Annotated in this window: 12 protein-coding genes; 3 read left to right on the plus strand and 9 right to left on the minus strand. The window is 63.4% G+C overall.

The genetic code is table 11. The features are described 5' to 3' along the window. From J3D46_RS03380 to J3D46_RS03400, 5 genes are read right to left on the minus strand one after another with little or no spacing between them, the layout of a single operon-like run. Window positions 1-2,391, minus strand: a complete 2,391-nt coding sequence (locus tag J3D46_RS03380) for a bifunctional salicylyl-CoA 5-hydroxylase/oxidoreductase (protein WP_253465098.1) — start codon at window positions 2,389-2,391, stop codon at window positions 1-3. 14 nt (window positions 2,392-2,405) lie between these two features. After that, entirely contained in the window at window positions 2,406-4,100 is a 1,695-nt protein-coding gene (locus tag J3D46_RS03385) for an AMP-binding protein (RefSeq protein ID WP_253465100.1), read from the minus strand. Window positions 4,101-4,159: 59 nt separating this feature from the next. Further along, window positions 4,160-5,032, minus strand: a complete 873-nt coding sequence (locus J3D46_RS03390) for an acyl-CoA thioesterase II (protein ID WP_253465103.1) — start codon at window positions 5,030-5,032, stop codon at window positions 4,160-4,162. Between the two features lie 3 nt (window positions 5,033-5,035). Beyond that, the gene (locus J3D46_RS03395) at window positions 5,036-5,518 is read right to left on the minus strand and encodes a cupin domain-containing protein (RefSeq protein WP_026541145.1); all 483 of its coding nucleotides are present in this window, start codon (window positions 5,516-5,518) and stop codon (window positions 5,036-5,038) included. A 26-nt stretch (window positions 5,519-5,544) separates the two neighbouring features. After that, window positions 5,545-6,408, minus strand: coding sequence for a fumarylacetoacetate hydrolase family protein (locus tag J3D46_RS03400; protein WP_253465106.1), 864 nt, complete (start codon window positions 6,406-6,408; stop codon window positions 5,545-5,547). 136 nt (window positions 6,409-6,544) lie between these two features. On the opposite strand from J3D46_RS03400, the gene J3D46_RS03405 reads away from it, so the two are divergent. Together J3D46_RS03405 and J3D46_RS03410 are read left to right on the plus strand one after the other, a co-directional pair. After that, entirely contained in the window at window positions 6,545-6,943 is a 399-nt protein-coding gene (locus J3D46_RS03405; protein WP_159708016.1) for a RidA family protein, read from the plus strand. Between the two features lie 131 nt (window positions 6,944-7,074). After that, window positions 7,075-7,944, plus strand: coding sequence for an alpha/beta fold hydrolase (locus J3D46_RS03410; RefSeq protein ID WP_253465109.1), 870 nt, complete (start codon window positions 7,075-7,077; stop codon window positions 7,942-7,944). A 130-nt stretch (window positions 7,945-8,074) separates the two neighbouring features. Here J3D46_RS03410 and J3D46_RS03415 read toward each other — a convergent pair whose 3' ends face one another. Both J3D46_RS03415 and J3D46_RS03420 read right to left on the minus strand, forming a co-directional pair. Beyond that, window positions 8,075-9,775, minus strand: a complete 1,701-nt coding sequence (locus tag J3D46_RS03415; protein ID WP_253465112.1) for a bifunctional 3-(3-hydroxy-phenyl)propionate/3-hydroxycinnamic acid hydroxylase — start codon at window positions 9,773-9,775, stop codon at window positions 8,075-8,077. Between the two features lie 108 nt (window positions 9,776-9,883). Continuing rightward, window positions 9,884-10,459 (minus strand): helix-turn-helix domain-containing protein, encoded by a 576-nt coding sequence (locus J3D46_RS03420; protein WP_253465115.1) that lies wholly within the window; start codon window positions 10,457-10,459, stop codon window positions 9,884-9,886. Between the two features lie 133 nt (window positions 10,460-10,592). Here J3D46_RS03420 and J3D46_RS03425 point away from each other — a divergent pair, with 133 nt between their 5' ends. Beyond that, entirely contained in the window at window positions 10,593-11,405 is an 813-nt protein-coding gene (locus J3D46_RS03425; RefSeq protein ID WP_231340380.1) for an IclR family transcriptional regulator, read from the plus strand. A gap of 2 nt (window positions 11,406-11,407) precedes the next feature. Here J3D46_RS03425 and J3D46_RS03430 read toward each other — a convergent pair whose 3' ends face one another. Beyond that, window positions 11,408-11,869, minus strand: coding sequence for a hypothetical protein (locus J3D46_RS03430; RefSeq protein WP_253465118.1), 462 nt, complete (start codon window positions 11,867-11,869; stop codon window positions 11,408-11,410). A 6-nt stretch (window positions 11,870-11,875) separates the two neighbouring features. After that, a complete protein-coding gene (locus J3D46_RS03435) occupies window positions 11,876-13,438 on the minus strand; it encodes a long-chain fatty acid--CoA ligase (protein WP_253465121.1) in 1,563 nt (520 codons plus the stop codon). Between the last annotated feature and the right edge of the window lie 3 nt (window positions 13,439-13,441).

Genomic DNA, 13,441 nt, shown 5'->3' on the forward strand with positions numbered 1-13,441 from the left:
CTACTTCACCAAAACCGATGCGGCGGCTGACTCGGGAGTCCAGCGGAGGTGGGTGTTGGCCTCTTCAATGTTCGCTTCCTTCAGCAAGGACAGGCGCGGACGAACGGCATCAGTGCGGGAGCTCGGCGGCTTGCGGCGACCGGCACGGAACTGCGGAATCCACTGGGCACCCGGGCCTTGGTACTCCTGTTCAGCGGCGGCGTGCAGGGTCCACTGGGGATCGTAGAGGTGCGTACGGCCCAGCGCGATAAGGTCCGCACGGCCCGCGAGCAGGATCGAATTTACGTCGTCGTAGCTGGAGATGGCGCCGACGGCGATCACAGCCACGCCTGCCGGAGCGGCAACTTCCTGGCGGATGCGGTCGGCAAACGGCGTCTGGTAGCTGCGGCCGAAGGCGGGCTTCTCTTCCTTGGCGACCTGCCCGGTGGAAACATCCAGTCCGGCGGCACCGTGCGCCACGAAGGCGCGGGCAATCTCAACGGAATCGTCCGAAGTGTTGCCACCCTCGATCCAGTCGGTGGCGGAGACGCGCACCGTCACTGGCTTGCCGGCAGGCCATGCCGCGCGAACGGCGTCGAACACTTCCAAGGGGAACCGCAGCCGGTTCTCCAAGCTGCCACCGTAGTCGTCGGTCCGCTTGTTGGACACCGGCGAAAGGAAGGAGGACAGCAGGTAGCCGTGGGCGGCGTGGACTTCCAGGAGGTCGAAGCCTGCCTGCTCTGCGCGGACAGTCGAGGCAACGAACTCCGCCTTGATGGCATCCATGCCGGCGCGATCCAGCTCCACGGGTGTCTGGTTCTCCGGGCTGTACGGCAAGGCTGAGGGCCCGACAGCGGTCCAGTTGCCGGACTCGAGCGGCTGGTCGATGCCCTCCCACATGAGCTTGGTGGAACCCTTGCGGCCTGAATGGCCCAACTGCGCACCGATCTTGGCGGTGGAACGGCTGTGGACGAAGTCCACGATTTCCTTCCAGCTGTCGCGCTGGTCGTCCGTGTACAGGCCGCTGCAGCCCGGGGTGATGCGGCCGGCTGCGGAGACGCAGACCATTTCGGTCATGACCAGGCCTGCACCACCGAGGGCTTTGGAGCCCAGGTGCACCTTGTGGAAGTCGCCCGGGATGCCGTCCGTGGCTGAGTACATGTCCATCGGTGAGACGACAATGCGGTTCTTGAGCTCCAGCCCGCCTATGCGGAACGGTTGGAACATGGCAGGCGCAACCTCGGTGAGGCCCTGTGACTCTGCGAAGTCGCGGTCCACGGCGTCAGCGAACTCGGGATCACGCAAGCGAAGGTTCTCTTGGGTGATGCGGCGGCTGCGGGTCAGCAGGTTGAACGCGAACTGGGTGGGGTCCTGGTCCTTGTACTGGCCGATGCGCTCGAACCACTCCAGTGATGCCTGTGCTGCACGCTGGGTGGAAGCGACCACGGGCCGTCGCTCGGCCTCGTACGCCGCCAGGGCGGACTCAACATCCGCGTGCTCGTGCAGGCAGGCAGCCAGCGCCAAGGAATCCTCCATGGCCAGCTTGGTGCCCGAACCGATGGAGAAGTGAGCGGTGTGGGCAGCGTCGCCCAGCAGCACAACGTTGTTGTGGCGCCAGCTCTCGTTGCGGACAGTAGTGAAGTTGATCCACTTGGAGTTGTTCGTCAGGACCTCGTAGCCGTTCAGCTCCTCCGCGAAGATCTCCCGGATTTTGGCGATGGCCTTCTCGTCCGAAACGCCGGGAGGGAAGACCTCGTTGGCGGTCTCGTCGAAACCTGCCGCGTGCCACACGTCCTGGTGCATTTCCACGATGAACGTGGAGCCCTCGTCGGAGTACGGGTAGCCATGGATCTGCATGACGCCCCACTCGGTCTCCTTCACGAAGAACTTGAAGGCTTCAAATACCTGGTCCGTGCCAAGCCACATGAACTTGTTGGACCGCGGGTCCAGGTTCGGTTTGAAGGATTCGGCGTACTTGGCGCGGATCTGCGAATTGACTCCATCGGCGGCGAGTACAAGATCGTAGTTGGCTTCGAGTTCCTCGATGGCCGGGGCCAAGGTGCTGAACCGCACGTCCACGTTCAGTTCGATGCACCGGCGCTGCAGCAGTTCCAGTAGTTCCTTGCGGCTCATGGCAGCGAAGCCCTGGCCGCCTACCGTGATCATCTGGTCGCGGAAGTGGATGTCGATATCGGACCAGCGGGCAAAACGCCGGCTCATGTATTCGGCCACCACGGGATCGGCGTTGCCGATGCCGCCCAGTGTCTCATCGGAGAAGACGACGCCGAAGCCAAAGGTGTCGCTGGCAGCGTTGCGTTCCCAGAGCGTGATGTCGTGCGACGGGTCCAGCTGCTTCATGAGTGCTGCGAAGTACAGGCCGCCGGGGCCGCCTCCAACGATTGCGATTTTCATGGTGATGCTCCTTCTCAGGCCTGGCTCTGGCCGGCGGGGGTCAGTTGTTCGGTGTTGCTCGCGTTCCCGGTTGCGTCCTCTGAGAGGACTTTGTCGCGGAGCTTGAAGTGCTGGAGTTTGCCGCTGGGGTTCCGCGGCAGTTCGGTGACGAAGCGGACGTCCCGGGGGTACTTGTACGGGGCGATGGTCTGCTTCACGAAGTCCTGGATTTCCTTGCGCTTGGCGGCGTCGCCGGTGACGCCTTCGCGCAGGACAACGAATGCGCAGACAATGCTGCCGCGCTCCTCATCGGGAATTCCGATGACCGCGTTCTCCACCACATCCGGGTGCTGGTCGATGGCTGTTTCGACCTCGGGCGCACCGATGTTGTAGCCGGAGGAGACGATCATGTTGTCCGAGCGGGCCTGGTAGGTGAAGTACCCGTCCGCGTCCATGGCGAACGTGTCCCCGGTGACGTTCCAGCCGCGGACCACGTAGTTCGCCTGCCGGGGATCGTCCAGGTAGCGGCAACCGGTGGGACCGATCACCGCGAGGCGGCCGATGGTGCCCGGGCCAAGTTCGTTGCCGTCATCATCAAGGATGGTTGCCCTGAAGCCAGGGACGGCACGGCCGGTGGTTCCGGGGCGGATATCGTCTCCGGCGGCAGAGATGAAGACGTGCAGCATCTCCGTAGCCCCGATTCCGTTGACCAACCGGAGGCCCGTGGCTTCATGGACGGCTTCCCAGGTTTCCTTGGAAAGGTGTTCGCCCGCCGAGACAGCGATGCGCAGGCCGCGGAGGAGATCGCCGCGCTTCTCCTTGAGAATGGCCCGGTAGGCCGTGGGGGCGGTAAAGAGGATTGTGGCTCCGGCCTTTGAGGCGTGCTCGGCCAGTTCCACCGGGCCGGCCTTTTCGGTCAACAGCGAGGACGCGCCAAAGCGGAGCGGGAAGACCACCAGGCCGCCGAGCCCGAAGGTGAAGGCAAGCGGTGGGGATCCGGCGAAAACGTCATCCGCGGTGGGCTGCAGGATGTACCGGGCGAAGGTGTCCGCATTGGCCAGGATGTCCCGGTGGAAGTGCATGGTCACCTTCGGCACACCGGTGGTGCCCGACGTCGGACCCAGCAGGGCAACGTCGTCAGCGGCTGTGTCCACCGGGGTGAACATGCCGCTCTTGTGCCCGCAGCGCGAGGCGAGGTCGCCGTCGTCGTCGAATCCGTTATCGGCACCGTAGGTCAGGACGGTGACCTCTTCCCCGGCCGCAACCAACAGCTCATCCACGAACCGGTGATCAGAAATAGCCACCGCCGGCTTGGTGAGTTCGATCAGCGTGGAGACCTCGGTGGAGCGCAGCATGGGCATGGTGGTCACCACTACGGCGCCTGCTTTGAGAACGCCCAGCCAGGCGGCCACGATCCAGGGGTTGTTGGGACCGCGCAGCAATACGCGGTTGCCGGGAACAACTCCGAGGTCTTCGGTGAGGACCTGCGCCACCTGGTTGGAGCGCTTCTGGAGCTGACCGTAGGTCCAGACCGAGCCGTCAGGGGTCCACAGGGCCGGGCGGTCCGCGCCGTACTGTTCGACAGCGTCGTCGATCAGTACCGCGGCAGCATTAAGCCGTTCCGGGTAATGGAGTTCGGGAAGGGTAAATTCAAGCGCAGGCCAGGTATCGGCGGGCGGCAGGTGGTCGCGGGTGAACGTGTCCACGTGGGCCGATGGCATCATGCTCATGGCCGTTCCTTTCAGTGGTGCGTCGTTGAAGCTGCTGGTTGGTGGGGTTAGGAAGATGTTTAGGCGCCGGCCCGGATCATGCCCTCTTGGGCCACCGTGGCGAGGAGCCTTCCTTGCTGGTCGAAGAAGCGGCCCATGGCCAGGCCCCTGTTGCTCTGCCCGGATATGGCTTCCTGGGCATAGAGGATCCAGTCATCCGCCCGGCCGTCGCGGTGGAACCACATGGAATGGTCCAGGCTTGCGGTGGCGAGTCCCGGGCTGGACCAGTTGAGTCCGTTGACCCTGAGCAGAGGCTCCAAAATCGTGTAGTCGCAGACGTAGGCCAAGGCCGTGCGGTGGAGGTCGGCGTCGTCAGGCAGGGCGTCAAAGGCCTTCACCCAAATCGCTTGCTGCGGTACCGAACCGCCTTCCAATTCGATATATACCGGACCGGGAATATGCCGCATGTCGAAACTGCGGCCAGAGGACCAGTACTCTGCGGCCGGTCCGTCAGTCCCGTCCAGCACTTCGGCTGCCGTCCGCAGCGATTCAGGCTCGACGGCGGCGGGGGCGTCGGGTTGGAAGTCCGGCCCCTCTTCGGGAACCTGGAACGAACCCATGGCGGCATAGACGGGCTTGCCGTTCTGGAAGCCCCGGACCGTGCGGGTGGAGTACCCGCGACCATCGCGCAGGCGCTCCACTTCGTAGCGGACACTGGAACCGATATCCACCGGACGCATGAAATAGCTATGCATCGAGTGCAGAGTCCTGTCGGCATCAACGGACCGCATCATTGCGGCCGCAGCCTGTGCCACCATGTCTCCACCATAGGCTTTTGGCCACGGCACGTACTGGGTGGTTGCTTCGTAGGCTTCGTCAAAAACCTCGGCCGTTGCCGGTGTGAGCTCAACGGCCTTGAGGAACGTCTCCGACGTCAGGGTTCCAGTGATCATGGCTTAGGCCCGGCGGTAGTCGGCGAGCGTTTCGTCGGCGACGTCTTCGAGGTTGACCACCAGGTTTTCCGGCGTACGGGCCGTCAGCCAGACGAGTTCCTCAGTGACGGACATGTTGGCTTCGACGTGGGGCATGAAGGGCGGGACAAAAACCCAGTCGCCGGCCTTCATGTCGAGGAACTCCGAGTAGTTCTCGCCGAAGTAGATACGGCCGTGGCCCCGGAGCACGTAGCCGCCGGTCTCAGCCTCGCCGTGGTGGTGCGGGAGCGAGCGGTAGCCGGGAGTGTTGGACACCTGGCCGAACCAGATCTTGGTTGCTGGGGTGTGCTGGATGCTCACGCCGGAGACGCGGATGCAGTCCCCGGACTGGGCAGTGTTGGTGTCCTCCGCACCGGCGCGGGTGACGACGGGAACGACCTTGCCATCGGCCTGGGCGTAGATGGAGTTGTCGCCTTCGAGGACGTATTCGGTGGTGCTCTGGCTCATGGGGTTCTCCTTCGGGGTGGTGTGGTTCAGGCGTTTGCCGGGACTGGTACGTGGATCCGGAACTGGTTTTCCAGCCGGCCGATCCCGTCGATTTCGGTGGTGAGGACATCGCCGTCGTTGAGGTAGCGGGGCGGGTTCATTCCCATGCCTACACCCCCGGGCGTGCCCGTCAGGACGAGGTCGCCGGGGCGCAGGACGGTGAACTGCGAGATATAGGACAGGAGCTGCGCGGGGCCAAACACCAAGGTGCTGGTGTTCCCCTGCTGCACCAGCTCGCCGTTGACGTAGCCGCGGACCTCGAAGCTCTGTCCTGCCTCGTCGGCCGTCAGCATGACCGGCCCCACGGGAGTGCTGCCATCCCAAGCCTTCCCCTGGAACCACTGAAGGGTTCGGCTCTGCCAGTCGCGCATGGAGACATCGTTGGCCACGGTATACCCGGCAATTGCCCCGCTCGCCTGGTCTTCGTCCGCGCGGAACAGTTCAGAACCCACGACGACGGCGAGCTCGGCTTCCCAGTCGACGCGGACGCTGCCGTGGACTTCTACAGCGTCGTTTGCTCCGACCAGGGTGTCTGCGTATTTGGCGAAGAGCGTGGGGTACTCAGGAAGTTCGCGGCCCATCTCCTGGATGTGGTCGCCGTAGTTCAGGCCGCAGCAGATGACCTTGCCTGCACGGGGCAGGAGCGGCGCCAGGTCGGCGTCGGCTGCAGCGATGACGGCCTGCCCGTTGGACGCTGCAGTCTCTGCTGCCTTCTCGACGACCAACCGCCACTCCGGCTGGGCCAGGAGGGCCCCGACGTCAGTGGCGGGCAGCGCGAGGTAGGAGTCGGCGCCCGTGGCGAGCGCCGCCGTCGTACCTCCGTTGGCCGTGCGCAAGGTGGCGAGTTTCATTGCGGGTTCCCTTCGAGTCTTTGTGATGTGTCGACTTTTTTACGATCGTCACATATGCTCAACGTAGCACGGCAGAAATGATCTGCACAGAGGCTTTCCAAAAGTTTTTGCAGTTGCCACAACGAGGAGGAACAGCATGAGCCACCAGACGATCAACCCGGAATCGCTGCCCAAGCCATCGGGTTTCGCGCACGGCATTCTTGCCGGAAACACTGTTTTCCTGGGCGGGCAGACGGCCTTGGACAAGAACATGAACATCGTTCCCGGCGGCATCGTGGAACAGTTCACGCAGGCGTTCTCCAACGTCATCACCACCCTCCGAGAAGCCGGCGGACAGCCCGAAGACCTGGTCAACGTGACGATCTACCTCACGGACGTGGACGACTACATGGCCAATGGCCGGGAAATCGGGCGCATCTGGCGTGACATGGCAGGCTCGCAGTACCCCGCGATGGCGGGCATCGGTGTCACGCGCCTGTGGCAGAAAGAGGCCCTGATCGAAATCCAGGGCATTGCTGTGATCCCGGAGCGCTAAAGCTGACCCCGGCGGGGCGGGCGTGCCGGGCAGCGGAACGAGCAGCCCCAATGGCGGTGCAGGGTGCATAACGTGAGACGGAACCCTTGCAGGGCATGACCCTGCGATTCCAGCAGTTCAGGAGCCACGCTATGTCTGTTTCAGTCCCCATTCCCGCCTACACCACCGATACCTTCTTTGGCCTCGACGACAAATGGCTGGAGACAGCCGAGGGCGAACTCACCCACTATCACGACGTCGGCGAAGGCACCCCCGTCCTCTTCCTGCACGGTTCAGGGACGGGTGTCACCGCCGCCGCAAACTGGTGGCTCAACCTTCCCCGGATTTCCGAGCAAGCACGGTGCATCGCCATCGACTCGATTGGCTACGGGCAATCCGTGGTGGCACCGGGGACAGAGTACGGGATCAAGGAATGGGTGCGCCACGCAGTCCGCACCCTTGACGCGCTGGGCATCGACAAGACGTGGATAGTGGGCAATTCGCTGGGCGGCTGGCTTGCCTTTCAGTTCGCCATCGACTTCCCGGAGCGCCTTCTTGGCATCATCTCCATGGGCACTGGCGGCGCCAAGCTGACGGGAGCCCTTGCAGGGCATTCCACGCCCGATCTGTCCGAGGCCGGCATCCGCCGCACCTTGGAGCTCTTTGTGGTGGACAAATCATTGGTGACCGATGAGTTGGTTTCGCTCCGCTACCAGGCAGCACTGAACGATACCGCCTCGGACCGCTTGGCAGACGTGGTCAGCGCGCGGGACCGGGACCGTACCGGGCTGCCCCTGGATTTTGACGTATTGTCACGCTTGGAAGTTCCGGTGCTCTTGATTCACGGTGTGCAGGACGTGGTGATTCCCGTGTCGCGTACGTGGGAGCTCTTGAACGTTGTCCCGTCCTCAGATGCGCATATCTTCAGCCAGTGCGGTCACTGGTCCCAAGTGGAACGGGCCAGCGACTTCAACGCCGTAGTGACCCAGTACCTGGCCTCCCACGGAGTCACCCGCCCATAGACTCCGCCGGCAGGGTCCACCCTGGCAGGGCAGACCCTGGCAGCACGCGCAATGGACAGCGTGTTATGGACAAGGATGGCCGGCTCCCCCAAGACGCCGGCCATCCTCTTGTTTGCCTGCGCCAGCGCCTCTAGTGCTGAGGAAGCACGGGGCTGCCGGCGAAGGACATTGATGCCAGGATCGCGTCGAGAGTTTCGGGCGCGTGCTGGATGAGGCAGGCACCTGCCACAAAGCGGTCCGGGCGGAGGAACACCATGGGCGTGGGCCTGTCGTCAAACCACTTCTTGACGGTGCCCGTATGGTCACCCAGGACCAGGACGTCCGGAGACATGTACGCCTCCGCCCATTCACGCTGGGTTTCCGGCAGGATGCACACCAGGCGGGCGCCCAGGGCTTCCAGTTTGGCCAACGCCTCCCCGGGGAGGACATCCCGGGGGCTGTTGCCCCACAAGATGACTGTCCACCAGTTGCCCACAGCGTCGTCCAACAACAGATTGCGCCCGGCCCAGGAGTTCACCCGGGGCTGGGGAAACTGCAATCCCACTGGTGACACCTTGTTTCTGGCTGTCCGGACGGCTACCAGATTGCTGCTCAACCTGGGGGCTGCGCGGCCCGCCTCCCGCGTGCTGGGATCCGCCAGGACTCCCTCGGAGTACCGCGGCATGGGTTTGAACCGCATGTCCGCAAAGTAGCTCTTCACCTGGGGGAATAGATTGAGCACTGTGGCGGCGGCATCGCGGGCAGCCACGGCCACCGGATGCGTCAGTTTGATCACAGATCCCATGGTCAGTGACAGATCCACCATGGCTTTCGCATGCGCCCGCCGCTCCGACGTGTAGGTATCCAGAATGTCGGCGTCGGCTGTACCGGCCAGCACTGTGGCCAGTTTCCAGCCAAGATTGGTGGCATCCCTGATGCCCGAATTCCACCCCTGGCCCATCCACACGGGCATGAGGTGGGCAGCGTCGCCGGCAATCAGTTGGCGGCCGCCGCGGAAGGAGCCGGCTACCCGCCCGTGATGGGTGAAGACCCGGCGCCGGATGTAGTCCAGGCTGGCTGGATCCGGAACGTGACCCTTGAGCATGCCGTTGACGAAGTCCGGATCCGTGACCTGGTCTTCGGTCTCGTGCGGATGCAGCATGAACTCAAATCGGCGGACGGCATGCGGCAGTCCGATCGAGACATAGGGGCGTTTGGGGTCGGCCCCCAGGAAGACATTGGGAGTTCCCAAAGGATCGTTGTTCACGTCCACAACCAGCCAACGGGTAGACGGGGAACGTCCCTCGAAGGTGACACCCAACCGCTTTCTGGTGGGCGACTTACCGCCCTCACAGCCCACCAGAAAACGTGCCCGGAACCGCTGCTCAGTTTCTGCCTCTCCTGCGGTCACGCGGGCTACGGCAGTCACGCCCCCGGCATCCTCCTCAACCACATCCACCTGGTGCCCGAACAGGACGCGTACGTTCTCGAAACGCCCCAACCCATCCAGGAGCACCCGGTCAACATCGGGCTGGATAAAACCATGCTTCCGGTCCCAGCCGAATTCGAGCGTGCGGGGGTTGTTCTCAAGGATGACCTTGCCGGCTCCATTGACCAGCCTCATGATGTGCTGCGGGGTGGTGTGGGGCTTTACCTGTTCGGCGAGGCCTATGGTCTGAATGGTCCGGAACGACTCATCGTCGAGTCCCACGCCCCGGGGGTAATCGATCAGTTGGTCACGGGCCTCCAGGACCGTCACAGAACGGCCGTACATACCGAGGATGTTGGCAAGCATCAGTCCGGCCGGACCGGCACCCACGATCACGACTTCGCTGTCCGCAGTGGTTTCCATCGCTCAATCCTCGCGACGGGCAGTCACAGCAGCCAGCGTGTGTTCCGGCAGGCGGCATGCAAACCGTAGCGCGCCAACACGCTGCCGTAGCCTACTGGCCGGGTGCGCTCACTGCTCAGGGGGCGCCGTGAACTGGGGAACCTCGGGCGCCGTGGTGGTCAGGTGAATCACTGCCTTCCCGTCAACACCCCGGAATCCGTGGTCAACATCGCCGGGGAACCTCACAAAATCACCCGCGTTCAGGGTCAGGAGCTCCTGGAGGGGGCCGGCCTCAAGCTGCCCCTCGATGACGTAGACCTGGTGCAACGTGCCCGGACTTTGCGCAGGCACCTTCTGTACACGTGGAGTGTCGTGGAGCTCTATGACCTGTGTGCGGACGTACCCGGAGCCGTAAATCTTGTCCAGGTTCCGCTCGTTACCCGCGGCCGAGTCCTCCCAGGTAGCATCCGCGGCGCGGGAAACATAGGTCTTGGTCCCCCACTCAGTCACTAAACGCCGGAAACTCAGGCCCAGCGCCTCGCCGATCAACTCCAAGGTACCAATGGTGGGGTTGCCCTCGCCCTGCTCGATTTTGGAGAGCGTTTGCTTTGACAAGTTGGCTCTCCGGGCGAGTTCACCCTGGGTGATGTTTCGCTCTGCCCGGAAGCGGCGGATGTTGCGGGAGACCAGATCGTTGAGAGTCACAGCTCAAGTGTCACTTATAAATGACGAAGTGTCACGTTTGACATACCTGTGATCCGTCGGGACACTTTAAAAAACCGATCACCGGCCCATCTGGCTCCATTCTGGTCAAAGCTGCCCATACCTGGAGGTTTCCGTGACATCCACCCTTTCCACGCCACCCCGAGACGATCGCGCCGCCGTCGACAAAGCAATGGCGCTGCTCAGCTCCTTCGGCAACGATGCCTTCACGGGAGTGGGCGTCAGTGAACTCGCCCGTAGGGCGGACATGTCCAAGTCCACCGCCTTCCGGGTACTCGGAATGCTGCAACGCAGCGGTGCGGTGGAGCGGGCCGGGAACGCCTACCGTTTGGGAAAACTGATTCACAACCTGGGCGCAGGACAGGAAACTGCAGCCCACGGCAGGATGCGGGATGCGCTGACGCCGTATCTGGCAGATCTCTACGAGCTGAGTCGCCAAACCGTGCATCTGGCCGTGCTCGTCGGAACTGAAGTGGCCTATTTGAACAAGCTGTACGGACACCTCCAAGTCAAAAGTCCCTCGCGCATCGGCGGCCGGGCGCCTGCCTACTGCACCGCCGTAGGCAAGGTACTGCTCGCCTACAATCCTGAGGCAAGCGAACAAGTCATGGCCTCGGAACTCGCGGCATGGACGCCGTCCACCATCACCGATCCCGAAGCATTGCAGGTGGAGCTCCAACAGGTCCGCCTCAACAATCTGGCCTACGACCGTGAAGAAATCCTGCAGGGCCTCAACTGCATCGCAGCGCCCGTTATGGGGCCGAACGGACGGCCGGTTGCTGCCCTGTCCGTTTCCGGACCGGCTGGAAAATTCATCCCGGAGTCCCAGTCAACCGCCCTGCGCAAGGTTTGCTACGCCGCCAGCCGGGCGGTGGCCGCCGCCACTGCCAGGCGTCAACATCAGCTGCGCCTGATCAACGGCAGCTAGCTTCACTTGGTAGGAACGTCGTCAAGGTAGCGCGAGGCTTCCATGACCCATCCTGGTTCGGCTGCCAACAGGGCAAGCGAGCGCCCGGGGATGTCCACGTCCACCACATAGCGGTAGCCGGCCGCTTCCCCCAGGGCAATGGCAGCAATGTCCCCCTCATCCACGGCCCTCACCAACCGCCGGCAGGCCGGGTCCATCTGCAGGATTCGTTCGGAAACCAGCTGCAGCGCCTCAGCGCCAGCCCCGGCATCGGGAGTCACCAGGCGGTCGCGGGCGCTGACAGGGTAGCTCGCCGCCAGCGGAGTAGCCACAACGAACTCCACCGCAACCGTCCCAGCCGGCCGGCCGTCGTCGAACACTGCGTATCGGGTGACCTCAGCGTCCGCTGCAGGACTCACGACGGCGGTCCACGAACCGGGCAACGGGTCCGGCCACTTGAGCAGGTCTACTTCATTGGACGACACGACGCCTCACTTTCCATCAACCGCGAGTTGGCGGATGCTCTGCTTGTCCAGCTTGCCGGCACCGTTCCGCGGAACGCTGCCCACCAGGACCAGCTTCTTGGGGAGTTTGTAACGCGCCAGATAATCACCGGCAAAGGCCCTGACATCCTCGATCGCGGGAACTTCACCGTCCCGGCAGCTCATCACCGCAACCACGGATTCGCCCCACTGCGCGTCCTCAACTCCCACCACAGCTACGTCCAGAACCCCCGGGAATTCCATCAACGCGCGCTCCACTTCGGCAGGATAGACGTTCTCCCCGCCGGTGATGATCATGTCCTTCAATCGATCCACGATGTAGAAGTAGCCCGATTCATCCTTGTAGCCGATGTCACCGGTGCGGAACCAGCCCTTGTGGAAGGCCTGCACGGTTGCTTCAGGATCGTTCCAGTAGCCGCTGGTGACGTTGGGGCCTTTGACCCACATCTCACCGCGGGCGCCGGGTTCCGTCACTTCCACGAACGTCACAGGGTCCACGATGCGTACTTGGGTGTACGGCATGGGAATTCCACACGATCCAGCCTTCTGATGCGTGAGCTCGGCAGGAAGATACGTGGCAAAAGGAGAGGTTTCGGTGAGTCCCCACGCCTGCTGCACGAAGACGCCCTTGGCTTGGTACTGCCGGAGGAGGACCGGTGGCACCGGAGCTCCCGCGCAGATCAGTGCCCGCAGGCTGGATATGTCCCTGACCGGAAAATCCTCAGTCTGTTGCATTGCAGAGAGCTGGGCCGGCACTAGAAATGCCTGGGAAACTCCGAACTCCTCGATGTCACGGAGCGCCTGCCGGGGGTCGAAGGCCCGCCGGACCACGGTTGTCCCGCCCCGGACCAGCGAACGGATAGTCAGGGCGTTGAGCGCGCCGATGTGGAACAAAGGGGCCACAGCAAGGTTGACGTCTCCCCGGCGGGTGTCCACCAGGGAATCGACATTGACCGAATTCCACCAAAGGTTCCCAAAAGAGATGCACACGCCCTTGGGCTTGCCAGTGGTTCCGGAAGTAAACATCAGCACCGCAAGGTCCTCATCCCCGGCCGGCAGTGGTTCACATGCTTCCGTGGTTTCGCCCACAGCCAGGAAACTGCTCAGCGACACCCACTGGGAGCCAAGCTCAGACCGCAGGGGCGTCAGGCCGTCATTGTCCACCAGCACCACGGTGGGCTCGCCTGGGAGGGACTGGCCGATCGCTTCCACGATTGCCTGGTGGCCCGGTTCCACCACCAGGATGGCGGGGGTGGACCTTTCCAGCAACCCCTCCACTTCGCGGGGTGCCAACCGGAAATTCAGTGGCTCAAACACGGCGCCCACCCACCAGGACGCCATCATGGTTACAAGGAAGGTGCTGCTGTTCAGGCCTAGATACGCCACCCGGTCACCCCGCTGTGTCCCCTGTGCCAGCAAGGCCTTGGCCATGGCTTCCACGGTTTCGACGAAGGCCCGGTAGTCCATCTTCTGCTCTTCATAGACCACGGCGATGCGATCCGGAAAGTACGCCGCCTGGCGTCGGATTCCGGTGGCAGGATTGAGATCCACACT

Origin of the sequence: Paenarthrobacter sp. A20 (assembly GCF_024168825.1) — a bacterium.
In the GTDB taxonomy this organism is placed as follows: Bacteria; Actinomycetota; Actinomycetes; order Actinomycetales; family Micrococcaceae; genus Arthrobacter.

Excerpts from the sequence above, each read along its gene's own strand:
- J3D46_RS03380 (WP_253465098.1), bottom strand. The coding sequence starts at position 2,391 with ATGAAAATCGCAATCGTTGGAGGCGGCCCCGGCGGCCTGTACTTCGCA.
- J3D46_RS03385 (WP_253465100.1), bottom strand. The coding sequence starts at position 4,100 with ATGAGCATGATGCCATCGGCCCACGTGGACACGTTCACCCGCGACCAC.
- J3D46_RS03390 (WP_253465103.1), bottom strand. The coding sequence starts at position 5,032 with ATGATCACTGGAACCCTGACGTCGGAGACGTTCCTCAAGGCCGTTGAG.
- J3D46_RS03395 (WP_026541145.1), bottom strand. The coding sequence starts at position 5,518 with ATGAGCCAGAGCACCACCGAATACGTCCTCGAAGGCGACAACTCCATC.
- J3D46_RS03400 (WP_253465106.1), bottom strand. The coding sequence starts at position 6,408 with ATGAAACTCGCCACCTTGCGCACGGCCAACGGAGGTACGACGGCGGCG.
- J3D46_RS03405 (WP_159708016.1), top strand. The coding sequence starts at position 6,545 with ATGAGCCACCAGACGATCAACCCGGAATCGCTGCCCAAGCCATCGGGT.
- J3D46_RS03410 (WP_253465109.1), top strand. The coding sequence starts at position 7,075 with ATGTCTGTTTCAGTCCCCATTCCCGCCTACACCACCGATACCTTCTTT.
- J3D46_RS03415 (WP_253465112.1), bottom strand. The coding sequence starts at position 9,775 with ATGGAAACCACTGCGGACAGCGAAGTCGTGATCGTGGGTGCCGGTCCG.